The organism is Pelomonas baiyunensis, assembly GCF_043555935.1.
Classification (GTDB): Bacteria; Pseudomonadota; Gammaproteobacteria; order Burkholderiales; family Burkholderiaceae_C; genus Pelomonas; species Pelomonas baiyunensis.
In genome coordinates this window covers 1-23,154 of record NZ_JBIGIB010000008.1, presented here as the reverse complement: position 1 = coordinate 23,154, position 23,154 = coordinate 1, and the positions used below count along the sequence as shown (strand labels likewise).

General features: G+C 69.0%; 19 protein-coding genes and 1 riboswitch. Of the genes, 13 read left to right on the top strand and 6 right to left on the bottom strand.

Going from position 1 to position 23,154, the window contains the following annotated elements; all coding sequences use genetic code 11:
* The first annotated feature begins 90 nt into the window (after positions 1 to 90).
* The 3 genes from ACG01O_RS21510 (at position 91) to ACG01O_RS21500 (ending at position 2,923) form a co-directional block, all read left to right on the top strand.
* The gene (locus tag ACG01O_RS21510; protein WP_394387584.1) at positions 91 to 1,254 is read left to right on the top strand and encodes a LysM peptidoglycan-binding domain-containing protein; all 1,164 of its coding nucleotides are present in this window, start codon (positions 91 to 93) and stop codon (positions 1,252 to 1,254) included.
* 14 nt (positions 1,255 to 1,268) lie between these two features.
* Positions 1,269 to 2,384 (top strand): DNA-processing protein DprA, encoded by a 1,116-nt coding sequence (dprA, locus tag ACG01O_RS21505; protein ID WP_394387698.1) that lies wholly within the window; start codon positions 1,269 to 1,271, stop codon positions 2,382 to 2,384.
* Between the two features lie 86 nt (positions 2,385 to 2,470).
* Complete coding sequence (locus tag ACG01O_RS21500) at positions 2,471 to 2,923, top strand: Smg family protein (RefSeq protein ID WP_394387582.1); 453 nt, start codon at positions 2,471 to 2,473, stop codon at positions 2,921 to 2,923.
* Between the two features lie 49 nt (positions 2,924 to 2,972).
* On the opposite strand, the gene ACG01O_RS21495 is transcribed toward ACG01O_RS21500, so the two are convergent.
* From ACG01O_RS21495 to yajC, 4 genes are all read right to left on the bottom strand, one after another.
* Positions 2,973 to 5,420 (bottom strand): DUF1631 family protein, encoded by a 2,448-nt coding sequence (locus ACG01O_RS21495; protein WP_394387581.1) that lies wholly within the window; start codon positions 5,418 to 5,420, stop codon positions 2,973 to 2,975.
* Between the two features lie 45 nt (positions 5,421 to 5,465).
* Positions 5,466 to 6,500, bottom strand: a complete 1,035-nt coding sequence (gene secF, locus ACG01O_RS21490) for a protein translocase subunit SecF (protein ID WP_394387580.1) — start codon at positions 6,498 to 6,500, stop codon at positions 5,466 to 5,468.
* 12 nt (positions 6,501 to 6,512) lie between these two features.
* A complete protein-coding gene (gene secD / locus ACG01O_RS21485) occupies positions 6,513 to 8,402 on the bottom strand; it encodes a protein translocase subunit SecD (RefSeq protein ID WP_394387579.1) in 1,890 nt (629 codons plus the stop codon).
* A 62-nt stretch (positions 8,403 to 8,464) separates the two neighbouring features.
* Entirely contained in the window at positions 8,465 to 8,791 is a 327-nt protein-coding gene (gene yajC / locus ACG01O_RS21480; protein WP_394387578.1) for a preprotein translocase subunit YajC, read from the bottom strand.
* 157 nt (positions 8,792 to 8,948) lie between these two features.
* Between yajC and ACG01O_RS21475 the strand changes: the two genes are divergently transcribed.
* The 10 genes from ACG01O_RS21475 to ACG01O_RS21430 all read left to right on the top strand — a co-directional run bounded on the left by ACG01O_RS21475 (position 8,949) and on the right by ACG01O_RS21430 (position 20,824).
* Entirely contained in the window at positions 8,949 to 9,461 is a 513-nt protein-coding gene (locus ACG01O_RS21475; protein WP_394387576.1) for a hypothetical protein, read from the top strand.
* 7 nt (positions 9,462 to 9,468) lie between these two features.
* The gene (locus ACG01O_RS21470) at positions 9,469 to 11,241 is read left to right on the top strand and encodes a sensor domain-containing diguanylate cyclase (RefSeq protein WP_394387574.1); all 1,773 of its coding nucleotides are present in this window, start codon (positions 9,469 to 9,471) and stop codon (positions 11,239 to 11,241) included.
* Complete coding sequence (locus ACG01O_RS21465) at positions 11,238 to 12,383, top strand: DNA glycosylase AlkZ-like family protein (protein WP_394387572.1); 1,146 nt, start codon at positions 11,238 to 11,240, stop codon at positions 12,381 to 12,383. The genes ACG01O_RS21470 and ACG01O_RS21465 overlap by 4 nt, the downstream gene beginning before the upstream one ends.
* Before the next feature lie 70 nt (positions 12,384 to 12,453).
* Positions 12,454 to 13,635 (top strand): polyphosphate kinase 2, encoded by a 1,182-nt coding sequence (gene ppk2, locus ACG01O_RS21460; RefSeq protein ID WP_394387570.1) that lies wholly within the window; start codon positions 12,454 to 12,456, stop codon positions 13,633 to 13,635.
* 36 nt (positions 13,636 to 13,671) lie between these two features.
* Positions 13,672 to 13,749: riboswitch (S-adenosyl-L-homocysteine riboswitch) on the top strand.
* A gap of 73 nt (positions 13,750 to 13,822) precedes the next feature.
* A complete protein-coding gene (gene ahcY, locus ACG01O_RS21455; protein WP_394387568.1) occupies positions 13,823 to 15,241 on the top strand; it encodes an adenosylhomocysteinase in 1,419 nt (472 codons plus the stop codon).
* Positions 15,242 to 15,491: 250 nt separating this feature from the next.
* Positions 15,492 to 16,238, top strand: a complete 747-nt coding sequence (locus ACG01O_RS21450) for a TlyA family RNA methyltransferase (protein WP_394387566.1) — start codon at positions 15,492 to 15,494, stop codon at positions 16,236 to 16,238.
* Entirely contained in the window at positions 16,235 to 17,068 is an 834-nt protein-coding gene (gene metF, locus ACG01O_RS21445; RefSeq protein ID WP_394387564.1) for a methylenetetrahydrofolate reductase [NAD(P)H], read from the top strand. The genes ACG01O_RS21450 and metF overlap by 4 nt, the downstream gene beginning before the upstream one ends.
* 208 nt (positions 17,069 to 17,276) lie before the next feature.
* On the top strand, positions 17,277 to 17,885 hold the full coding sequence (locus ACG01O_RS21440; protein WP_394387562.1) for an OmpW/AlkL family protein: 609 nt from the start codon (positions 17,277 to 17,279) through the stop codon (positions 17,883 to 17,885).
* Positions 17,886 to 17,974: 89 nt separating this feature from the next.
* Positions 17,975 to 20,272, top strand: a complete 2,298-nt coding sequence (locus ACG01O_RS21435; protein WP_394387560.1) for a TonB-dependent receptor plug domain-containing protein — start codon at positions 17,975 to 17,977, stop codon at positions 20,270 to 20,272.
* A gap of 63 nt (positions 20,273 to 20,335) precedes the next feature.
* The gene (locus ACG01O_RS21430) at positions 20,336 to 20,824 is read left to right on the top strand and encodes a low molecular weight protein-tyrosine-phosphatase (RefSeq protein WP_394387558.1); all 489 of its coding nucleotides are present in this window, start codon (positions 20,336 to 20,338) and stop codon (positions 20,822 to 20,824) included.
* 18 nt (positions 20,825 to 20,842) lie between these two features.
* Here ACG01O_RS21430 and pepQ read toward each other — a convergent pair whose 3' ends face one another.
* Entirely contained in the window at positions 20,843 to 22,165 is a 1,323-nt protein-coding gene (gene pepQ, locus ACG01O_RS21425; RefSeq protein ID WP_394387557.1) for a Xaa-Pro dipeptidase, read from the bottom strand.
* Positions 22,166 to 22,175: 10 nt separating this feature from the next.
* Complete coding sequence (locus tag ACG01O_RS21420) at positions 22,176 to 22,409, bottom strand: DUF1161 domain-containing protein (protein WP_394387555.1); 234 nt, start codon at positions 22,407 to 22,409, stop codon at positions 22,176 to 22,178.
* Positions 22,410 to 23,154: the final 745 nt, after the last annotated feature.

The window sequence follows — 23,154 nt, the reverse complement described above, 5'->3', positions numbered from 1 at the left end:
GCACTCGCAAGCGCGATCCGGCCGTGTTGAATGCGGGCAGAATCAGCAAGATTTTCGCCGATCCGGCGATCCCTTCGGAGACCGCGCCTGATGCCCGCAGCACGCCCCGCCCACCTTTGTGTCCTCGCCGCCTGCCTGAGCCTGGCTTCGGCGGCCACCTGGGCCCAGACGAGCCCACTGACCGTGACGCCCGAACAGCGCCGCGTGGCGGAGCAGGTCGCCAGCGCTGGCGTGCCCTTGAGCGAACTGGCACCCAACGCGCCCGAGCAGCACACCGTGCAACCGGGCGACACGCTGTGGGACATCTCCAAGCTCTTCCTCAAGAGCCCGTGGCGCTGGCCCGAGCTGTGGGGCATGAACCGCGACCAGATCCGCAACCCCCACCTGATTTACCCCGGCCAAGTGCTGATGCTGGTGAAGGTGGACGGCCGCGCCCGCCTGCAGGTGGCGCAGGGCGTGGGCGGCGCCAGCACGGGCGACACCGTGAAGCTGCGGCCGCAAATGCGCATTGCGGGCCTGAACGCCAACGCGATCACCGCCATCCCGCTGCACCTGATCCAGCCCTTCCTGACGGACGCGGTCGTGTTCGACATCGACCAACTCGCCACGGCGCCCCGCATCGTGGCGGCCCAGGAGGGTCATGTCATTCTGGGCAAGGGCGACTTGGCCTACGCCCGCGGCGACTTCGGCACGGCCAGCGAATTCCGCGTGTTCCGCACGACGCGCCCGCTGGTCGACCCCACCACTCGCGAGGTGCTCGGCTACGAAGCCCCCTACGTCGGCACGGCCGAGATCACGCGGGCTGCCGAAAACCGCGTCACGCCGGACGGCAAGCCGGAGATCGTGCCGGCCACCCTGCGCGTCACCGCGGTGAAGCAAGAGGTCGGCATCGGCGACCGACTGGCGCCGGCTCCGGCCCGCAACCTCGAACGCTACGTGCCGCACGCCCCCGATGCGCCGCTGAGCGGGCAGATCGCGGCCATTTATGGCGAGGCGCTCAACGCCGGTCAGAACCAGATCGTGGCCCTGAACCGCGGCAAGCGCGACGGCGTCGAGCGCGGCCATGTGCTGGCGCTGTGGCGCGACGGCGAGCGGGTGGTTGACCGCACCGGCGGCCGCCCCGAAGCCATCAAGCTGCCCAACGAACGCCACGGCGTGCTCTTCGTCTTCGAGGTGTACGAGCGCGTGTCCTACGCCCTCATCATCTCGGTGAAGGAACCCGTGAAGGCTGGCGACCGCTTCACCCAGCCCTGAGGCTGCGCCCCGTGCTGACGCCGGACGAAATCGCCGCCTGGCTGCGGTTGACGGAGTCGGTCGGCAACGCAGCGGCACGCCGGCTGTTGGCCATGGCCGGCAGCCCGCAGGCGGTGTTCGAACTGCCGGCCGAGGCCGTCCACCAAGCCCTGCCGCCCAAGCAGCGCGCCGGCTTCCTGCGGCCACCGGAACACCTGCCCGAGTTGCTGGAGCAGACCCACCGCTGGCTGGCCCAGCCGGGGTGCAGCCTCATGGTGCTGGGCGACCCCGACTACCCGCCCCGTCTGCTCGCGACGGCCGACCCGCCGCTGCTGCTGTGGCTGCAAGGACCGCGCGAGCTGCTGTCAGCGCCGTCCATCGCCATCGTCGGCAGCCGCAGTCCCACCGCCCAAGGCGGCGACAACGCCCATGCGTTTGCCCGCAGCCTCGCCCAGGCGGGCTACGCCATCGTGTCCGGGCTCGCACTGGGCGTGGACGCCGCCGCCCATGAAGGCGCCCTGGACGCACAGGGCCACACCATCGCCGTGGTGGGCACCGGGCTGGATCAGGTCTACCCCCGCCGCAATGAAAAACTGGCCGCGCGCCTGTTGAGCCAAGGCAGCCTGCTGGTCAGTGAATACGCGCTGGGCATGCCGGTGCTGCCGGCCAATTTCCCCAAGCGCAACCGTATCATCGCGGGGCTGGCCCAAGGCTGCCTCGTCGTGGAGGCGGCCGTGCAGTCCGGGTCGCTCATCACGGCACGCCTGGCCGTGGAAGCGGGCCGCGAGGTGTTCGCCATTCCGGGCTCCATCCACTCCCCGCAGGCGCGCGGCTGCCATGCCTTGATCCGACAGGGAGCCAAGCTGGTTGAATCCGCCGAGCATGTGCTGGAGGAGTTGCCGGCGTTGGCCACTGCCGCGGTGGCACACGCTCCGTCGGTTGACGCCAACGGCGAGGCTGACGCGACCGGTGCGCAAGCGCCTCACGCCGTGCTGGAAGCCATGGGTTTCGACCCCGTCAGCCTGGACGCCTTGATGGCCCGCACCGGCTGGTCGGCGGCCGATCTGTCGGCGACGCTGCTGGAGTTGGAACTGGACGGGGAAATCGCCCGGCTGGCGGGGCAGCTCTTCCAGCGCCGAAGGCAGGGCTGACGAGCTTAACCCCGGAGATGAGTGCCTTATCCGAGGGGTTATTCGCGTGCGGAACGCCGAAGGGGCTCGGCTATCATCCCCTCACGATGTTCGATGTCCTGGTTTATCTCTACGAGACCTACTGGCGCCCGGACGCCTGCCCCGATCACGCGCAACTGACGCGAAAACTGACGGCGGTGGGGTTCGAGAATGATGAGATTCAGGAAGCCCTGAACTGGTTGGACGGGCTGGCGGCTGCCGGCTCCTCCTACCAGGGCGAGCAAAGCAGCCATGCGATGCGCGTCTACGCCGCCACCGAGGTGGAGCACTTGGGCGAGGCGTCCATCAGCTTCATCAGCTTCCTGGAATCCGCCGGCGTGCTGCCCGGGCCGATGCGCGAGATGGTGATCGACCGCGCCATGGCCATTCCCGGCGCCCCCATGGACCTGGAAGACCTGAAGATCATCGTGCTGATGGTGTTCTGGAGCCTGGGTGAAGAGCCGGACGCGCTCATCCTCGACGAACTCTTCGTCGCTCCGGAGGATCGGCTCATCCACTGACCGGCGGCCCTCCGCCCACAGCAAAGCGGCGCCTGAGGCGCCGCTTTTTTCATTTCAGCAATTGCGCCGGATCGGCATCCAGCCTGGCCAGTGCCTTGCGCGTGGCCTGCACGGTCAGCGCTTCGTCTTGCGCGGGCAGCAACAAACCGGCCTGCAGGAAGGCGGCCATGCGGTTCAGCGAGAACAGCACACCCCGCCCCTTGGGCGTGACGAACAGCGCGAGCTGTTTGCGCAGGCCGCGCCAGGCCAATTGCACCTGCTCGTTGCGGCCGCGGTAGTCCAGCATGAACCAGCCGCCCACCTGCAGCTCGCGCGCCCAAGCCACCATGGCCGGCGTTGGCGCCGAGCCGCCTTCGGCGACCACTTCCATGCCATCGGATTCGTGCCCGGAGAGGTCACGCACCAGCATTTCGTCGACCTCGCTGTCGCCGCTGACGTCCTCGGGCAGCATGGCTTCCAGCGTTTCGAGCTGGTCCATCAGCTCGTCCAGGCGCTCACGCGGGATGGCTGCGGTCTTGGCCGTGAATGCGGCTGCGAGTGCGTTGTTCAGCAGGCGCACATGTTCGTCTTGCTTGTCGGTGGGCACGCCCGCATGGCTCATGCCGTCGCGCAACGTCTTGAGCAACGGGGGCAAACGTCGAATGACATCCGCCCGCTCCTCGCGCGACGCCTTGGCGCTGGCGGACCAGATCAGGTCTGCCGCCGCGCGCTTCATGGCCTTGGTGACGTCGGACTGCGCCCCAGCCCGCACGGCGGTCACGGCCAGCACATCGGCCCACACGTGGAACAGGAAATCGCGCACGCCGTCTTGCACCGGCACTTCGGACAGCATCTTGCGCAGCTCGATCGTGTACTGGATCGCCAGCGTCTCGCGCTGCTCCACCTGCTGCGCCAACGACACGCCACGCTTGGAGGCCTGGTTCTCGTTCTCGAAGTAGTTGTCGAGGAACTTCTCGAACTCGGTCAGCACGGTGCTGAAGACGCGCCGGCCGGTGTCCGGGTAGGCCTCCACCACCTGCACCACGCGCTTGATCTCGCGTTCCAGCGCGTCGTTGCTGGCGCGCTCAGCCCCGGGACCGGTGGTCTGCGCGGTGTTGAAGCCCATCACGCAGGCGCCCATGCGGTCGATCAGGCGTCGAGCCGGGTGGTCAGCGGCTGCAAAGAAGTCGGGCTCGCTGACCGCCACGCGCAACACGGGCATTTGCAGGCGTGCGAACCACACCCGCACCGTGGCCGGGATGCGCTCTTCGGTCAGGATGTTCTGGAACATCATCGCCACGATTTCGATCGTGGCGCGCTCGGCGGGGTTGTTGGCCGCCTGCTTGAGCACCTGCTTGAAGGCCTGGTTGCGGGCGCCGATTTCTTCCAGCGCCCGCGGCGCGCTGGCGCCGGCCGCCGCGCCGGAATCCGCCGCGGCGCCCGGACGGCGCTGCAGCGATTCCTGCGCGTGCTTGATGGCGCCCATCAGCCGGGGCGAGCCCGCTGCAGGCGTGGCATCGGCCAGCGACGGCTTGGGCGCGCCGGACGCCGCCATCTCGGTGCCGCTGAGCGTTGAATTGCCCGCCAGCGCAGCCAGGCTCGGCTTGCCGCCGCCCGGCCGCGCCGGCACTTGGCTGGTGGCCACCGGGAAGCCCGGCACGTGCCGCGCGAGCACGCGCTGCAACTGCGCCATCACCTCGTCGGCCTGGCTGCTGGCCTTGCTGCGCGAGCCCGAGGCCTCACCGGCACCACCGGCTGCGTCGCCGACGGCGCCCGTCGCGCCCCCACCCGCCCCGGCCCCGGCCTGCGCCGACGCGGGCGCCGCTGCAGCCGGCACGGCCGCGGGCTCGCGCACCGATTGCGCCGTGCGACGGATGAAGGGACGCAGGTCGACCTCGGGCAGCACCTTTTGGGCGATCAGCCAGCGGTTGGTCTCGTGATAGGCCTCGCTGATGAGCTGCGCGAATTCCTCGTGCAGCTCGTGATGCAGCAGTTGCCAGATGTTGGCGTCCAGCCCGGCACGTCCCCAGGCGTCCAGCGCCACGCGAGCCACGACGTGCGCGCGCAGCAGGTCCAGGGGTGCGAGGTCGTCGTGGGCTTCCAGCGCCTGCATGCGGGTGCGCAGGTCGGTGAATTCCCAGGTGGCCCGGTCCATCATGACCAGCGCGAGCCGGGAGCTGGTGATTTCGCGCTCGATGGTCGAGTCGTCGACCAGGCTCATCTTGAGCGACGACGCCGGCGCCGCCGCGTCATGCTCGCGGGCGTTGTCGCTGACACCGTGCACCGCCGCATGCCGCAGGGCGGCCACCACGCCCATCTGCCAGTTCGGGCCGGCCTTCTGCCAGGCCTGCACCGCATCACGGCGGGCCATCATCACGGCGTGCGGGGCGCCCTGGGCCAGCAGCTGCGTGGCGCCTTGGCCCACCGCAGCCACCAGCGGCGTCATGCCGCGCACGAGCGCCTCAAGGTAGACGCGCCGCGCCTGCGTGGCCAGGGCCTGGTTGCGGGCAGCGGTCATGGAGCGGGAGGATCGTCTCGGCGAGGTTGTGCGGTTCGCTTCACTCTACACGACAGCCCCGGAGTTCGGATCGTTAGGGTCGTCCCGATTCGCGGCGACTTTCACCAAGTCCTCGCGCTTGACGCCCAACCACATCGCAATGGCCGCAGCCACGAACACCGACGAGTAGATGCCGAACAGGATGCCGATGGTCAGGGCCACGGCGAAGTAGTGCAGGGTCGGCCCCCCGAACAACAGCATGGACACCACCATCAGCTGCGTGGAGCCGTGGGTGATGATGGTGCGGCTCATGGTGGAGGTGATCGCGTGGTCGATGACCTCGTGCGTGGTCATCTTGCGGTACTTGCGGAAGGCCTCGCGCACCCGGTCGAAGATCACGACGGACTCGTTCACCGAGTAGCCCAGCACCGCCAGGATGGCCGCCAGCACCGCCAGCGAAAACTCCCACTGGAAGAAGGCGAAGAAGCCCAGGATGATGACCACGTCATGCAGGTTGGCGATGATGCCGGCGACCGCGAACTTCCATTCGAAACGGATGGCCAGGTAGATCATGATGCCCAGCACGGTCACGCCCAGCGCCTTGGCCGCGTCCTGCGCGAGTTCGGCACCCACGGCCGGGCCCACCACTTCGGAGCGCGACAGCTTCACCGGCTCGGCGCCGTCGGCGGTCTTGCAGATCTGCTTGCTGACCTGCTCGCCCTGTGCCGTGACTTCCTGGTGCTTGGTGACCGTGCCAGCGTCGGCCTTGCAGATCTCGTCGAACACCTTGTCGACCACCTCAGCGGGCTTGACGTCACCGCGCACCGGCAGGCGAACCATCACGTCGCGCGAGGAGCCGAAGGGCTGCACCTGCACTTCGCCGAAGTTCATCTTCTCGACGACGTGCCGCACTTTCTCGATGTCGGCCGACTGCGGGTAGGCCACCTCCAGCACCGTGCCCCCGGTGAATTCGATGGAGAAGTGCAGGCCCCGTGTGACCAGGAAGAACACCGCGGCCGCGAAAGTGATGAAGGAGATCGCGTTGAAGACCAACGCATGCTTCATCAGCGGCAGGTCGCGCTTGATGCGAAAGAGTTCCATGTTCTACGTTCCTCAGACCTTGGCAGCAGCGTCGGCCGACTCGGCCTCGGGTTCAGGCTTCCAGACCTGACCGATGGACACGCTCTTGAGCTTCTTCTGGCGGCCGTACCAGAGGTTCACCAGGCCGCGCGAGAACACGACGGACGAGAACATCGAGGTCAGGATGCCCAGGCAGTGCACCACGGCGAAGCCCTTGATCGGGCCCGAGCCGAACACCAGCAGGGCCACGCCGGCGATCAGCGTGGTGACGTTGGAGTCCAGGATGGTGTCCCACGCATGCTTGTAGCCCAGGTGGATGGCTTGCTGCGGCGGCAGCCCGTTGCGCAGTTCCTCGCGCACGCGCTCGTTGATCAGCACGTTGGAGTCGATGGCCATGCCCAGCGCCAGCGCCATGGCGGCAATGCCCGGCAGGCTCAGCGTGGCCTGCATCATCGACAGCGCGGCCATCAACAGCAGCAGGTTGAAGCCCAGCGCGAGCGACGAGAACACGCCGAACAGCAGGTAGTACACGCACATGAAGGCGGCCACGGCCACGAAGCCCCAGGTCACCGAGGCGATGCCCTTCTCGATGTTTTCCTTGCCCAGGCTCGGGCCGATGGTCTTCTCTTCGATGATTTCCATCGGTGCGGCCAGCGAGCCGGCGCGCAGCAGCAGCGCGGTGTCGTTGGCTTCCACGGTGGTCATGGCGCCGGAGATCTTGATGCGCCCCCCGCTCAGTTCGCTGCGGATGACCGGTGCCGTCACGACCTCGCCCTTGCCCTTCTCGAACAGGATGATGGCCATGCGCTTGCCGATGTTCTCGCGCGACAGGTCCTTCATGATGCGGGCGCCCTTGGCGTCCAGCGTCAGGTCCACCGAGGGCTGGTGGTTTTCATCGAAGCCGGTTTGCGCGTCGACCAGCGCGTCACCGGTCAGCACCACTTGGCGCTTGACGATGATGGGGCCGAAGCCGCGGTCGATGAAGCGCTCGGTGCCGAAGGGCACGGGGCCGTTGCCCTTGAGCGCTTCCAGCGCCTCGGTGCCGTCGTCCACCATGCGCAGTTCCAGCGTGGCGGTGCGGCCGATGATGTCCTTGGCCTTGGCCGTGTCTTGCACGCCGGGCAGCTGAACGACGATGCGGTCCAGGCCCTGCTGCTGAATCACCGGCTCGGCCACGCCCAGTTCGTTCACGCGGTTGTGCAGCGTGGTGATGTTTTGCTTGAGCGCGGTTTCCTGCACGGCCACCTGGGCCTTGGGATTCAGGTTGCCCACCAGGCGCAGGTCGCTGCCTTCGCCCTGCGGCGCCCAGACAACGTCGGGCAGCTGGGTGCTCAGCAGGTTGAGCGCGGCGTTGCGCTGCTCGGCATCGCGGAAGGCGATGAGCACGGCGTTGCCGTCGCGGCTGATGCCGGCGTGGCGGATGTTCTTGTCGCGCAGCATGGTGCGCGCGTCACCGGTCAGGGCCTCGGCCTTCTTGGTGAGGGCCGCCTTCATGTCGACCTGCATCAGGAAGTGCACGCCGCCGCGCAAGTCCAGGCCCAGGTACATCGGGTTGGCGTGCAGGCTGGCCAGCCACTGGGGCGAGCGAGACAGCAGATTCAGCGCCACGATGTAGGCCGGGTCGCCCGCGTCCGGGTTCAGCGCCTTGCTGATGGCGTCCTTGGCCTTGAGCTGGGTGTCGGTGTCCGCAAAGCGGGCCTTGACCGATCCACCGTCAAACTGCACGAAGTCGGCCTTGACGCCGGCTTGCTGCAGGGCCGCCTCGATGCGGGTGGTCATGGAGGCGTCGACCTTGACGGTCACCTTGGCACTGGACACCTGCACCGCCGGCGCTTCGCCGAACAGGTTGGGCAGGGTGTACAGGGTGCCGATCAGCAGCGCGACGAGCAGGATCGCGTACTTCCAGAGCGGGTAGCGGTTCATGGAGAGTCCTTGTCAGCGCCAGCAGGCGTGGGCCGACCGATGTGGGCGCGAGGCCGGTAACTTCAAGCGGCCTTCACGCTGCCTTTAGGGAGAACCTGGGTGATGGCGCTGCGCTGGACTTGCACTTCCACGCCCGGGCCCACTTCCAGGTGGATGAAGTTGTCACCCAGCTTGGCGATCTTGCCGACCAGGCCGCCGGCGGTGATGACTTCGTCGCCCTTTTGCACGGCCTCGATCATGGCCTTGTGCTCCTTCTGGCGTTTCATCTGGGGCCGGATCATCACGAAATACAGCACCACGAACATCAGCACCAGGGGCAGCATGCCCAGCAGACCGTTCTCCGGGCCGGCGGCAGCGGCACCCTGGGCGTAGGCGTTGGAGATAAACACGTTGCGTTCCTTCAGGAAATCCAGCAAAAAAGGAGGGCGCCGGGCCAACCACAGGCCCACACCACACGATGGCTGCACCCGAGCCAACGCCCGAGCCACAAGCAACCCGTCATTCTAAGTGCCGCCCCGCACCCCACCCGACCGCTATGCTGGCCCCATGCAAGCCCGCACGCCGCGCATCCACGTCGGTCAGCTGCCCCATGGGCGCTTCATGCCCCATGGCGAGTTGCAGGTGTGGCCGCAGGCGGGCCAGCTCTGCTACGCGGCCGCCGGGCCGTTCAACGTGGAAATGGTGACTGCCATGTCCCGCGCCGTGGGCCGGCTGCTGCAAGACTGGCGCCCCACGCCGCCCTACCTGACGCTGACCTGGTGGCACGGCAGCCTGCTGGCCTCGCCCGAGGTGCTGCAGGCCTACCGCGGCCTGCTGCGCCTGGGCCGGCAGGTGATGCCGGCCGAACTGGCCAGCCTGTGGCTGGTGGGGCCGGAGATCGACGACGCCGCGTTCATGAAACCCCGCTGGCTGGAGGTGCACGAAGACTGCGGCTACCGGCTGGAGTTCTGCAGCACCGAGGCCGAAATGCTGCAACGGGCCGAAGCCCTGCTGCACGCAGCGGACGGCGCTGGCGCTGGCGCCGGCAGCGGCCCGCAACCCGAAGCCGCGCAGGCCTGAGCCGCCCATGCCGCAGGCCTTGACGCGCGCCCCCTGGAGCTCGCGCCTGAGCCTGCGCCGGCTGCTGACCCTGCCCTACGGCGTGCTGGTGCTGGCCCTGGTGGCGCTGGTGGGCAGCCTGTCGTGGCGCGCCGGGCGCGACACCGTGAGCACGCTGTCCGACCAACTGCTGGCCGAGGTGGTGAGCCGCATCACGCTGTCGCTGCAACACCATGTCGGCGCGGCCGACGCCGCGCTGCAAACCGCCTTCCCGGACGGCCTGCCCGCGCCGACCGATCTACGGGCGCAGCAAACGGCCCTCACGCAGCGCCTGTGGCAAGCCACCTCCGTGCAGCGCCACCCGCACCACTACGTCTACTACGCCGACCACGACGGCCGCTTCCTGGGCCTGTGGCGCTTCACCGACGACGAGGCCGAGGTGCGCCAACGCCTGGACGGCCAAGGCCCGCGCACCTTGCTGCGGCTCAGCGGCATTGCGGGCACGCCGCGCAACCCGGTGGTGGAAGACAAGGTGTACGAACCCCGGGAGCGCCCCTGGTACCAGGCGGCCATGGCCCAAGCCGAGCGCAGCCACTGGACGCCGGTGTACATCGACTTCAAAACGCTGGAGCTGGTGCTCACGCGCACCCGGCGGGTGCCGGATGCCCAAGGCGCCACCGCCGGCGTGGCGGCGACGGACCTGTCGCTGCAGCAGGTCAGCGCGCTGCTGCAGGGCCTGCAACTGAGCGAGCACGCGGTGGCGCTGGTGGTGGAGGCCGACGGGCAGCTGATTGGCGCGTCCCGCGGCGGCCCGGTCGGGCGGCAGGGGGCCGACACGCCCGAGCGCCTGAACGCCGCCCGCAGCCCAGACGCCCTCATCGCCGCCGCCTTTGCCGCCGTGCAGCAGCGCCTGGCCGCCTCGCCGCCGGGCACCGCCCCGCACACCGACAGCTTCACCGACGCCACCGGCCGGCGCATCCAGCTGGGCTACGCACGGCTGGACCCGGCCCTGGGGCTGGACTGGCGAGTCATCGTGGCGGCGCCGCAGTCTGACTTTTTGGCCGGCGTGCAGCGGCAGGTGCTGCATGCCGCCGGCCTGGCGCTGCTGGGGGTGGCCATCGTGCTGGTGCTGGGCTGGGCGGTGCTGAGCGTCGTGACCCGCGAACTGCGCGCGCTGGCCGACGCCGCGCGGCGCGTGGGCGACGGCGTGCTGGACGAACCGCCCGAAGTGCAGCGCACCGACGAGCTCGGCGACCTCGCCCGCAGTTTTGCCGACATGCAGCGCCGGCTGCTCACCGACCAGCTCACCGGCCTGTCCAACCGCGGCGCCATCCTGCGCCGCATTGAAGACCGCATCCTGCAGCGCCGCCGGCGGGGCGACCACGGGCCGTTTGCGGTGGTGTTCGTGGACCTGGCGGGGGTGAAGGACGTGAACCAGCGCTTCGGCCACGCCACGGGCGACGCCGTGCTGCAGGAGGTGGGCCAGCGCCTGCGCGCCGGTGTGCGGGCGGGCGACCTGGTGGCCCGGTTCGCGGGCGACGAGTTCGTGCTGCTGCTGGATTCGGTGCACAGCCGCGCAGACGCCGAGGCCGCCCGCGCGCACCTGGAGGCCGCCCTCGCCGTGCCCTGGCAGACTGCCGCCGACCGCACGCCCGGCGGCCTGCCGGTGCAGGCCCGCTTCGGTGTGGCCCTGTACCCCGAAGACGGGCTGAACACCGAAGCCCTGCTGCGCCGGGCCGACGCCGACCGCTACACCCGCAGCCCCACGCCTCCGGTACCTCCCGTACATCCTGTGTCATGACGCGCCGATCCTCCGCCCCACCTCTGCCTGCCTCTCTGCCTGCCACCCCGCCCTCCTCGCCCGTCGACCTCCACGCCCTGCGCCGCCACGCCGTGGCGCGCAGCCTCTTCACGCCCACCACGCTGCTCCAGGCCGTGGAGCGCCTGGGCGGCTTCGTGCAGGCCGACCCGCTGCGCGCGCCCGCCCGCGCCCAAGACCTGACGCTGCGCCATCGCGTCAAGGGCTACCGCGCGGGCGACCTGGAGCGGCGCTACCCCAGCCTGCCGCTGCAGGAAGACTTCTTCATCAACTACGGCTTCGTCACGCCCGCGCTGCGCGCGTTGATGCACCCGCGCACCGCCCGGCGCGTGTGGGACGACGCCCGCTGGGCGCAGGGCCGCGCCGTGCTGGCCGAGGTGCAGCGCCTGGGCGACGCGCACCCGGCCGACGTCGACGCCGCGCTGGGCCATGGCGCGGTCAAGAACTGGTTCGGCGGCAACAGCCGGCTCTCCACCGAACTGCTGGACGGCCTGCACTACCGCGGCCACCTGGACGTGGTGCGGCGCGACAACGGCACCCGCATCTACCGCCTCAGCACGCCGCCCGAGCCCCACCCCGACCCGCAAGCCGCCATGGACGCCATGGCCGATGTGCTGGTGCAGAAGTACGCCCCGCTGCCGGCGGGCAGCCTGTCACAGCTCATCAGCATGCTGTTCAACGCCGCGCACCAGTGGCAGCACCTGCGCAAGGCCACGCTCGAGCGCGCCAAGGCCCGGCTGGCCCACGCGCGCGTGGACGGCGTGGACTGGTACTGGCCCGCCGACGAAGACCCGACCCGCGGCTGGCGCATTCCGGCGCAGGTGCGGCTGCTGGCGCCGTTCGACCCCGTGGTGTGGGACCGGCGCCGGTTCGAGCTGCTGTGGGGCTGGCCCTACCGCTTCGAGGCCTACACGCCTGCGCCCAAGCGCGTGCGCGGGCACTACGCGCTGCCGCTGCTGTGGCGCGACGACGTCATCGGCTGGGCCAATGCCAGCGTCAAGGGCGGCAGGCTCAACGTCGAGTGCGGTTACGTGAGTGGCCAGCCACCGGCTGACGAAAAGTTCCCCGGGGCGCTGGCCGAGGAAATCGACCGCATGGCGGTGTTTTTGGGCGTCACTGCTTGATGCGGATCAAACCCGGGCCGGGCACACGCGCGCAGCATGGTCATCGTTCTGTCATGCCCTGCTGCTGCCCATGCCCACCCTTGACCGCAAGCCCGCCCGCGCATCTGAAGCCCGCCCTGCCGCTCGCCCCCGCCGCCCCGCTGCCCGCCGCGTGAGCGCGGGCGACACGCCGCCCCGGCTGGACGACGCGAGCCTGGAGAAGCACCGCGTCAGCCGTGCCACCACACGCCATGACGTCGTCGGAAGTGAGACGCTGGCCGAGCTGCTGCGCCGCCACCAGCAAGGCGAAGGCGGCCCGCAAGCCCTGGCCGAAGAACTGGCCACACTGCTGGACGGCAGTTCGCCCGACGAACGCCGCCACCTGCGACGCGCGCTGCGCCAGCACGAGGAGGCGGTGATGCCGGAGGCCGAAGCCGATGCCGACACCGCGCTCAACCCGCGCTGGCGCCAGGGCGCCTACCCGTACAAGAACCTGCTCTCGCGCAAGCGCTACGAGAAAGAGAAGTACCGGCTGCAGGTGGAGTTGCTGAAACTGCAGGCCTGGGTGAAGGAGACCGGTGCGCGGGTCGTCATCCTGTTCGAGGGGCGCGACGCCGCCGGCAAGGGCGGCACCATCAAGCGCTTCATGGAGCACCTGAACCCACGGGGTGCGCGCGTCGTGGCGCTGGAAAAGCCCAGCGAGGTGGAGCGCGGCCAGTGGTACTTCCAGCGCTACGTGAACCACCTGCCCACGGCGGGCGAGATCGTGCTGTTCGACCGCAGTTGGTACAACCGCGCCGGCGTGGAGCGGGTGATGGGCTTTTGCAGCGAGCCCGAGTACCAGGAGTTCCTGCGACAGACGCCGGAGTTCGAGCGGCAGTTGGTGCGCTCGGGCATCCACCTGTTCAAGTTCTGGTTCTCGGTCAGCCGTGACGAGCAGCGCCGCCGCTTCAAGGAGCGCAAGCTGCACCCGCTCAAGCAGTGGAAGTTGAGCCCCATCGACCTGGCGTCGCTGAACAAGTGGGACGACTACACGCACGCCAAGGAAGCCATGTTCCTGCACTGCGACACGTCGGACGCGCCGTGGACGGTCATCAAGAGCGACTGCAAGAAGCGCGCGCGGCTGAACGCGCTGCGCTTTGTGCTGAACCGCCTGCCCTATGCCGAACGCCGCCTGGAGCGCGTGGGGGCCGTGGACCCGCTGATCGTGGGCCGGCCGGCGCTGGTGTCTGCCCTGGGTGATGATTTGTTGGCACCTGGCGGCGCAGGGTAATCCCCACGGCGGCGGCGGGCGTCGCTAGAATTCGCGGCTTCCGAGGAGCGTTGCAACCTCATCACCCTTGAGGCCAGGCTCGGAACCCGACTACTGCAACCGCGCTCACCCGCTGACCTTCGGTCGGGGTGAGCCCATGAGCCCCCCATCTCGACTGTCAGCGGCTTCATCCCTTGAAGGAGCCGACATGACCGCCAACCTCCCCGCCCACATCGTCAAGGACCTGTCGCTCGCCGACTGGGGCCGCAAGGAAATCAAGATCGCCGAGCACGAAATGCCGGCGCTCATGGCCATCCGCAAGGAATACGCCGCCAGCCAGCCGCTCAAGGGCGCCCGCGTCGCCGGCTCGCTGCACATGACCATCCAGACCGCCGTGCTGGTGGAAACGCTGCAAGCCCTGGGCGCCCAAGTGCGCTGGGCCTCGTGCAACATTTTCTCGACCCAAGACCACGCCGCGGCCGCGCTGGCTGCCGAGGGCACGCCGGTGTTCGCCTACAAGGGCGAGACGCTGGAAGACTACTGGGACTACACGCACCGCATCTTTGACTTCGGCGCCGCCGGCACGGCCGGTGAAGGCCCGAACATGATCCTGGACGACGGCGGCGACGCGACGCTGCTGATGCACCTGGGCCAGAAGGCCGAGAAGGACCTCTCCGTGCTGGCCAACCCCGGCAGCGAGGAAGAGCGCATCCTGTTCGCCGCGATCAAGAAGAAGATCGCCGAAGACGGCACCTGGTACACCCGCAAGGCCGCCGAAATCATCGGCGTGACCGAGGAAACCACCACCGGCGTGCTGCGCCTGAACGAGATGGCGGCCAAGGGCACGCTGCAGTTCCGCGCGATCAACGTCAACGACAGCGTCACCAAGAGTAAGTTCGACAACCTCTACGGCTGCCGCGAAAGCCTGGTGGACGCCATCAAGCGCGCCACCGACGTGATGGTGGCCGGCAAGATCGCCGTGGTGGCCGGTTATGGCGACGTGGGCAAGGGCTCGGCCCAGGCGCTGCGCGCGCTGTCGGCCCAGGTCTGGGTGACGGAGATCGACCCCATCTGCGCGCTGCAGGCCGCCATGGAAGGCTACCGCGTGGTGACCATGGAGTACGCCGCCGACAAGGCCGACATCTTCGTGACCGCCACCGGCAACAAGAACGTCATCCGCCGCGAGCACATGGAGGCGATGAAGGAAAACAGCATCGTCTGCAACATCGGCCACTTTGATAACGAAATCGACGTCGCGTCCATCGAGAACTGCGTGTGGGACGAGATCAAGCCGCAGGTGGACCACGTCACCTTCCCGGACGGCAAGAAGATCATCCTGCTGGCCAAGGGCCGCCTGGTGAACCTGGGCTGCGGCACGGGCCACCCGAGCTACGTGATGAGCTCCTCCTTCGCCAACCAGACCATTGCCCAGATCGAGCTGTTCGCCCACAAGGAACGCTACGAAGCCGGCAAGGTGTACGTGCTGCCCAAGCACCTGGACGAGAAGGTCGCCCTGCTGCAGCTGACCACGCTGAACGCGCAGCTGTCGCAACTGACCGACGAGCAAGCCGCCTACATCGGCGTGAGCAAGACGGGCCCGTTCAAGGCCAACACGTACCGGTACTGACCCAAGTCGAGCGAGGTTCCCACCATGCGCCGCCTTCTGGCCGTTGCTCTGGCTGCCTGGCTGGGAGATCTCAGCATCTCCCGAGCTCAGCTGTGCGCCGTTCTGGCGTGCGGCCTGGTGGGTCTTTTTTACTGGTGGCGCCTGCCTGAAGCGTTGCCCCTGTGGCCGGCTCTCGGGGCCGTTGCGCTTGCCACCGCGGGCGGCTTTTACTGGGACGGGCGTCGCGCTGACCCCAGCCTCGTGAGGCGACATGCGCGCTGACCAACTCCTCGTGGCCCAGGGCCTGGCGCCCACGCGGTCGGCGGCGCAGCGGCTGATCCAGGGCGGCGTGGCCGAGTGGGCGTCGCCCACAGGCTGGGCCGCGCTGAAAAAGGCCGGTGAAGACCTGCCCGAGACCGCGCAGCTGCGCGTCACCGACGACGCCGAGCTGCGCTACGTGTCCCGCGGCGGACTCAAGCTGGAAGGCGCGCTGGCACACGTGCAGGCCAACGTGACGGGCCTGACCGTGCTGGACGTGGGCCAAAGCACCGGCGGCTTCACCGACTGCCTGCTGGCGCGCGGCGCGACCCACGTGGTGGGCGTGGACGTGGGCCACGGCCAGCTGCACGCGCGGCTGCTGGCCGACGCCCGCGTGACGGCGCTGGAAGGCACCCACGTGCGCGAGCTCGACGGCCTGCGCCCCCATGCGCCCACCGGCGGCTTCCCGCTGATCGTGGGCGACCTGAGCTTCATCTCCATGATCGGCAGCCTGCCCGAGCTGCTGCCCTGGCTGGAGGGCCACGGCCACCTGCTGTTGCTGATCAAGCCGCAGTTCGAGCTCGGCCCCCAGGCCCTGGACAAACGCGGCCTCGTCAAAGACGAGGCCGACTACCCCCGCCTCGAAGCCCGCACCCGGCTCGCCTGCACGGCCCTGGGCCTGAAGGTGCTGGACTACTTCGACAGCCCCATCCACGGCGGCGACGGCAACCGCGAATTCTTCTTGTACGCCTCACGATGACCACCCCCGTCAGCTTTGAATTCTTCCCCCCGAACACGCCGGTCGGCGTCGAGAAGCTCAAGACCGTCGTGCAGGAGCTGGGCGCGCTGCAGCCGCAGTACTTCAGCGTCACGTACGGAGCCGGCGGCTCCACGCGCGACAAGACGCTGGCGGCCGTGATGGACATCGCCGGCGCCGGCTTCGAGGCCGCGCCGCACCTGTCCTGCGTGGGTTCCACGCGAGAGAACATCGCCGAGATCCTGGCCACCTACCGCGAGCGCGGCATCCACCGCGTGGTGGCGCTGCGCGGCGACCTGCCCAGCGGCACGGCCACGGCGGGCGAGTTCCGCTATGCGTCCGAGCTCGTCAGCTTCATCCGCGAAACGCAAGGCCAGGACTGGCACATCGAGGTGGCCGCCTACCCCGAGACCCACCCCCAGCAGCGTTACGCCGCGAAGGACCTGCAGCACTTTGCCGACAAGATGGGTGCGGGCGCTGACGGCGCCATCACGCAGTTCTTCTTCAACGCCGACGCCTACTTCCACTTCGTGGCCGAGGCCCGCAAGCTGGGCGTCACCCAGCCCATCGTGCCGGGCATCATGCCCTTCCACAACTACGGCCGCATTGCGCAGTTCGCGCAGCGCGACGGCATCGAGATCCCGCGCTGGGTGCAGATGAAGATGGAAGGCTTCATGGACGACGCCGCCAGCATCCGCGCCTTCGGGCTGGATGTGGTGACGCAGCTGTGCGAGCGGCTGATCGCCGGCGGCGCGCCCAGCATCCACTTCTACACGCTCAACCAGAGCGGGCTGACGCTGGAGCTGTGCAAGCGGCTGGGGCTGGGCGGCTGAACGCCTGCCGGCTGTTTTGAGCCCAGAACCGGGCGTGCGGTTGTTGCGCAAACGCCCTCTCAATCTCGCCCGAGATTGACCCAACACAAAGTCACCCGGCCTTCAGCCCCCTGGCAGCGCACCCATGTTGCGTTGCATCAATTCCGGCCGGGGCACAACGGCGTGGAATGACTCCATCGAGGCACGGCCTCATTCACAGGAGTCATCCATGTTCAAGCAAGTTCCCGCTCTCGTCGCTGTTCTGGCCGCCCTGGCCGCCCCGCTGGCCCACGCCGATGAAGGCTCGCTGCTGGTGCGCGTGCGCGCCCTGCACCTCGATTCCGCCAACAAGGACAGCACGGGTCTGGGTCTGTCCATCAACAACAAGACCTTCCCGGAAATCGACTTCAGCTACTTCGTGGCCCCGAACATCGCGGCCGAGCTGATCCTGACCTACCCGCAAAAGCAGAAGCTGTACTCCAACGGCACCGAGATCGGCTCGCTCAAGCACCTGCCGCCCACGCTGACGCTGCAGTACCACTTCAACCCCACCGGCACCGTGCGCCCCTACGTGGGCGCCGGTGTGAACTACACCAACTTCTCGGCGGTGGAATTCGCCCCGGCCGTGGCCACCGCGCTCAAGCCCGGCATCAAGCACAACAGCTTCGGCCCCGCCTTCCAAGTGGGCGCGGACGTTGAAATCAGCAAGGGCACCTACCTGAACTTCGACCTGAAGAAGGTCAACCTGGGCACCACCGTGTATTCCAACGGCGCGTCGGCCGGCAAGTTCAAGGTCAACCCCACCCTGGCCAGCGTCGGCCTCGGCTGGCGGTTCTGAGCGCCGGGCCTGCGGCACACCTCGGCGTTCAGGTCGACGAGCGCCCGGGGTGTGCCGCGGGGCCTGCGCTCCGCAACAATGCGCGGCCCATGGGCCGCGTTTTCATTGGGCTTGCCGCACTGTGCATCTGCAGCCACGGTGCCGCGCAAGCCCCCTCCTCCCCCGCCCCTGCCGCCGCAGCCCCTGCAGCGGCAGCCAGCGCTGCCGTGGGCAACCGGCTGGAGCGCGTGGAGGTCAGCAGCGGCCCCAGCGCCAACAGCCGGCGCCGCAACAGCACGGCCAGCAAGATCGTCATCGAGCGCGAGGAGCTGGACCGTTACGGCGACACCGTGCTGGGTGACGTGCTGCGCCGCCTGCCCGGCGTCACCATCGGCGGCCGCCCGGGCCGCGGGGGCGACATCCGCATGCGCGGCCTGGGCGCCGGCTTCACGCAGATCCTGGTGGACGGCGAGCGCGCGCCGGCGGGCTTTGCCGTGGAAGACCTGCCGCCCGACCAGATCGAGCGCATCGAGATCTACCGCGCCCCCACCGCCGAGACCGGCGCGCGGGCGATTGCCGGCACCATCAACATCATCCTGCGCGAGCCGCTGCAGAAGTCCAACCACGAGCTGCGCCTCACGCTGGGCCGCGACCGCGGCGAGCCCCAGGCCGACTTCAGCTGGACCCGCAACCTGCAGTGGGGCGGCCCCAGCGGCACGGCGGTGGTGGGCGCGTTCTCCACCAACGGCGGCCTGCACCGGCGCTTCAACAACATCGACACCCGCACCCAGGTGCTCGACACCACCACCGGCCAGACGCTGGACGACACCACTCAGCAAGGCGCCAGCCTGGGCCGCAGCGCCACGCTCAACGGCAACGCCCGCCTGCGCTGGCGCGCCAGCGACACGCTGACGGTTCACCTCGCGCCCTTCTTCGCGCTCTCGCACAGCGACGGCCGAAGCCAAAACACCGCCACAGGCTTCACCCGCTTTCGAGACGTGCAAGGCGAATCCAGCGGCCACATGCACAACCGGCGGCTCAACGTGTCGGCGAGCTTCCGGCCCAGCGCGGCAGAAACCTGGGACTTCAAGGTCGGCCGGGGCGCCTTCCAATCCACCAGCCACAGCCAGCGCCTGGAACGCCTGAAGGACGTGGGCGGGGACACCCAGCGCCAGCAGGACGACCACAGCGTCACCGACGACCAGCAGACCAGCCTGGGCGCCAAGTGGAGCCTCAAGACCGCCAGGAACCACCAGTGGGTGAGCGGCCTGGAGCATGAGCAGAGCCAGCGCACGCAGCTGCGCCGCACGTTGATCGACGGCCAGGAGTCGCCCGCACTGCAGAAGTTCGGCGACACCCTGGGCTCGCGCACCCAGCGCCTGGCCGGCTACACGCAAGACGAATGGAGCCCCAGCCCGCAATGGTCGGTCTACGCCGGCCTGCGCTACGAGCGCATCGAAACCCAGTCTGACGCCGCCGGCTTGCTGCCCGACACCCGCAACGTCTCCCAGGTCACCTCGCCGCTGTTGCACCTGCTGTGGAAGCCACAGGCCTGGCCCAAAGACCAGGTGCGGCTGAGCCTCACGCGCAGCTACCGCTCACCCAGCCTGAACGACCTGATTGCCCGCCCGACGATCAACACCACCTACCCCACCGGCCCCAACCTGCCCACCTTTGCCGACCGCGCCGGCAACCCCGACCTCAAGCCCGAACTCGCCACCGGCGTGGACCTCAGCCTGGAGCACTGGCTGCCCACCGGCGGCATCGTGTCGGGCAGCGCCTTCGTGCGGCACATCCAGAGCCTGATCCGCAGCCGCATCGACCTGGAAACCGTGCCCTGGGACGACACCGCGCCCCGCTGGGTGAGCCGCCCACGCAACCTGCAAGGCGCCCGCACGATGGGCGTGGAGTTCGAGTTCAAAGCCCGGCTGGACGAAGTGTGGGACGACGCCCCGCGCGAATGGCAAGCCCTGCTGCTGCGCGCCAACCTGGCCGCCTTCAGCAGCCAGGTGCAGGGCGTGCCCGGCCCCAACAACCGGCTGGACCAGCAACCCCGCGGCAGCCTCAACCTCGGGCTGGACCACCGCTGGAAAGCCTGGGGCCAGAACTTCGGCAGCGGCTTCAACCTGAACCTGGTGCCCGCCACCCACGTGCAGCAAACCGACACCCTGCGCCGCGACGAAACCGCCCGCCGCCAATGGGACGCCTACCTCGCCTGGGCCAGCGGCGTCGTGCGCGACGGCATCAACTGGCGGCTGTCACTGGCCAACCTGCGGCCGCGCGACGCCCTCGTCACCACCGAGGCCCGCTACCTCGACCCCACCACCGGCCACGCGCTGCTGACCGACACCCGCACCCGCAACACCACCTTCCGCGTGGTCTCGTTGCGTGCAGACCTGCGGTTCTGACATCCCTCTCGTCCTGCGCCCAACGCCCCCACCGCCGGTCGCCCAGCAGGTACGCTCTGCGCCATGAGCCAGCGCCACATCCTCTTCTTCTGCATGGGCAACATCTGCCGCAGCCCCACGGCCGAAGGCGTCATGCGCGCCAAGCTCCAGGCCGCAGGCCTGGCCGACACGGTGGAGGTGGACTCCGCCGGCACGCACGGCTACCACGCGGGCGAGCCGCCCGACGAACGCGCCCAGGCCCACGCCCTGCGCCGCGGCTACGACCTCAGCGCCCAACGGGCCCGCCCGCTCGTGGCCCAAGACTTCACCCGCTTCGACCTCGTGCTGGGCATGGACGCCGACAACATCGCCCGCGCCGAGCGGCTGTGCCCACCGGCCGAACGGCACCGGCTGAAGCTGCTGCTGGACTTCGCCCCCGGCGCCGGCAAGCGCCACGTGCCCGACCCGTACTACGGCGGAGACGCGGGGTTCGAGGAAGTGCTGGACCTGGTGGAGGCCGCCTGCGACGGCCTCATCGACACGCTCCGGGCTCAGGCCGCATCGCGGCCCTGAGCCCCGAGATCTGAGCCGTCAGCCGCCGACGGCCGCGAACGCGTCGCGCGTCAGGTTCTCCGGCGCCTCGCCGGCCGCGCGGCAGGCCACGTCGTCTTCGATGCGGATGCCGCCGTAGCGCGACAGGCGCTCCACCGCCGCCCAGTCCACCTGGGCCGCGTGTTTGGTCGCCCGCAACTCGTCCAGCAGCATGGGAATGAAATACAGCCCCGGCTCGATGGTGACCACCATGCCGGCCTGCAGCGGGCGCGTGAGGCGCAGGTAGCGGTGGCCCTCGGGCTTGTCGGCCACGCCGCCCGCCTCGCTGGCCATGAAGCCACCCACGTCGTGCACCTGCAGGCCCAGCAGGTGGCCGATGCCGTGCGGGAAGAAGGGCTTGGTCACGCCCTCGGCCACCATGGCCTCGTCGCTCATCTTCACGATGCCGGCCTCGCGCAGCACGCGAGCCACGCGGCGGTGGGTGCTGAGGTGGATGTCGCGGTAATCCACACCCTCGCGCACTTCGTCCACCAGCGCGAGTTGCTCGCGCTCCATGGCCGCGATGAGCGCGGCGAATTCCTCATGCCCCTCGGCCACCCAGGTGCGGGTGATGTCGCTGGCATAACCGTTCACCTGCGCGCCAGCGTCGATCAGAAAGCTGCGCGATTCCGCCGGCGCCACCGCGTCTTGGTACTGGTAGTGCAGCACCGCGGCGTGTTCGTTCAGGCCCACGATGTTGGTGTAAGGCAGGTCACGGTCGGTGTGGCCGGTGGCCAGCAGGTAGGCCCGGTGGATGCCAGCCTCGCTCTCGCCGGCCAGGAACGCGGCACGGGCGGCGTTGTGGCCCGGCACGGCCCGGTGCTGGGCGGCGCGCATCTGCGCCAGCTCGTGCGGCGTCTTCACGCCACGCGCCCAGTGCAGCAGGTTCAGCAGCAGCTCGGGGTTGTTGGGCGCCAGGCCCGGCAGCGCGGCATCGGCCTCGCCGAGGATGGCGGTGCGCGCCGTGACCACGTCAGCCAGTGCGGCCGCGGCCTGCTCGGGCTCGCGAATGACCACCAGCTCCACCGCGCCCACCCACTCGCCACGGGGCGCCTCGGGCGGCACGTGCCAGTAGTCGTGCGGCTGGTAGTACACAACACGCGGCTTGTGGCCGGGCCGCACGGCGATCCACGAGTTCGGGTGGTTCGTCAGCGGCAGCCAGTGCTTGAAGTGCGGGTTGGGCTGGAAAAGGTAGGGCCGGTCGTCGAGAAAGGCGTATTTCTCGATGCCCGAGGCAATGACCAGCGCGTCGTGGCCGGCGCGGTCCAGCGCGCTTTCGGCCTGGCGCTGCAGGGTGGCGAGGTGGTCGAGGTAGAGGCTCATCGCTGCGGCCTCACTTGCGCACGTAGGTCAGCTTCTTGCTGCCGCTGTCGCAGCTTCCGATGACCTTGGCGTCGCCGACCTTGTCGTTCTCCACGGCAGCGATTTCGTAGCCCTTGACGCCCTTTTCATCGAGCTTGGCCGCGATCTCGGCCTTGAGTTCGTCGCAGGGCTTGGGGGCGGCTTGGGCGGCTTGGGTGAGCAGCAGGGCGGCGGCGGCGAGGGTCAGCAGGGTGGGCTTGGACATGGTGGGTTGGGGTGCTTGTGGCGGGATGGAAGATTGTGGAACAGGTGGGGTGGGCCGATGGGCGCGGGCAGCTGCCAGCGGGTTGCGGGCTGCGGTGGACGGGGGGCTTTTGCGGGGAGCCTTTTGCGCTCGGTGCACCGTGCCGGGAGTTCGCCCCGGCGGGCGAGTAACTTTCTTCTGGGCGCCAGAAGAAAGTCACCAAAGAAGAGGCGCTGAACCGCACACGGGCACTGGCCTGCGACAGACATCGCGCGAGAACAGGCGGTGGGTTATGGGCACGAAGCGAACCGCTGCGCTCTCGCTGCTGTCCTTATCCCCAACCCGGCTCATCCGCCGCTCGTGCGCTTAACGTCGGCTGCACGCCGAACTCACGAGTGAAAGGCAAGCGCCGTCGACGGCGCGTCACAGCATGTGGTGCCTTCACTGATGAGCCCGGCGTGCAGCCGGCGTTAAGCGGCTGAGCGTCACGAGTTGTGGCGCCCGTGACAAGTGGGCGGCGAGAGCGCAGCGGTTCGCTTCTGCGCACCCGCCGAGCAGCCGTTCTCGCGCGCGAGCCTCACCCGAGGCCCAATGTTGTGCGGTTAGCGCTTCTCTTTTGGTGACTTTTCTCTGGCAACATGTTTAGACCGGAGACATGGGTAACGGGTGTGCCAGCACATGGGTAACGCTTTCGGGGTTTCGAAGCCCCGGAAGAAGCCCATGGTCTGGATGGAGAAGAGCACCGTGTCTCAGCGTCAAGAGTTCG

Bases quoted from the DNA above. Each gene is read 5' to 3' on its own strand.
- ACG01O_RS21465 (WP_394387572.1), top strand. From the start codon at position 11,238: ATGACGCGCCGATCCTCCGCCCCACCTCTGCCTGCCTCTCTGCCTGCC.
- ACG01O_RS21420 (WP_394387555.1), bottom strand. From the start codon at position 22,409: ATGTCCAAGCCCACCCTGCTGACCCTCGCCGCCGCCGCCCTGCTGCTC.
- metF (WP_394387564.1), top strand. From the start codon at position 16,235: ATGACCACCCCCGTCAGCTTTGAATTCTTCCCCCCGAACACGCCGGTC.
- ACG01O_RS21510 (WP_394387584.1), top strand. From the start codon at position 91: ATGCCCGCAGCACGCCCCGCCCACCTTTGTGTCCTCGCCGCCTGCCTG.
- ACG01O_RS21435 (WP_394387560.1), top strand. From the start codon at position 17,975: ATGGGCCGCGTTTTCATTGGGCTTGCCGCACTGTGCATCTGCAGCCAC.
- ACG01O_RS21430 (WP_394387558.1), top strand. From the start codon at position 20,336: ATGAGCCAGCGCCACATCCTCTTCTTCTGCATGGGCAACATCTGCCGC.
- ahcY (WP_394387568.1), top strand. From the start codon at position 13,823: ATGACCGCCAACCTCCCCGCCCACATCGTCAAGGACCTGTCGCTCGCC.
- ACG01O_RS21500 (WP_394387582.1), top strand. From the start codon at position 2,471: ATGTTCGATGTCCTGGTTTATCTCTACGAGACCTACTGGCGCCCGGAC.
- secF (WP_394387580.1), bottom strand. From the start codon at position 6,500: ATGGAACTCTTTCGCATCAAGCGCGACCTGCCGCTGATGAAGCATGCG.
- ACG01O_RS21475 (WP_394387576.1), top strand. From the start codon at position 8,949: ATGCAAGCCCGCACGCCGCGCATCCACGTCGGTCAGCTGCCCCATGGG.
- pepQ (WP_394387557.1), bottom strand. From the start codon at position 22,165: ATGAGCCTCTACCTCGACCACCTCGCCACCCTGCAGCGCCAGGCCGAA.
- ACG01O_RS21495 (WP_394387581.1), bottom strand. From the start codon at position 5,420: ATGACCGCTGCCCGCAACCAGGCCCTGGCCACGCAGGCGCGGCGCGTC.
- secD (WP_394387579.1), bottom strand. From the start codon at position 8,402: ATGAACCGCTACCCGCTCTGGAAGTACGCGATCCTGCTCGTCGCGCTG.
- ACG01O_RS21470 (WP_394387574.1), top strand. From the start codon at position 9,469: ATGCCGCAGGCCTTGACGCGCGCCCCCTGGAGCTCGCGCCTGAGCCTG.
- ACG01O_RS21440 (WP_394387562.1), top strand. From the start codon at position 17,277: ATGTTCAAGCAAGTTCCCGCTCTCGTCGCTGTTCTGGCCGCCCTGGCC.
- ppk2 (WP_394387570.1), top strand. From the start codon at position 12,454: ATGCCCACCCTTGACCGCAAGCCCGCCCGCGCATCTGAAGCCCGCCCT.
- ACG01O_RS21450 (WP_394387566.1), top strand. From the start codon at position 15,492: ATGCGCGCTGACCAACTCCTCGTGGCCCAGGGCCTGGCGCCCACGCGG.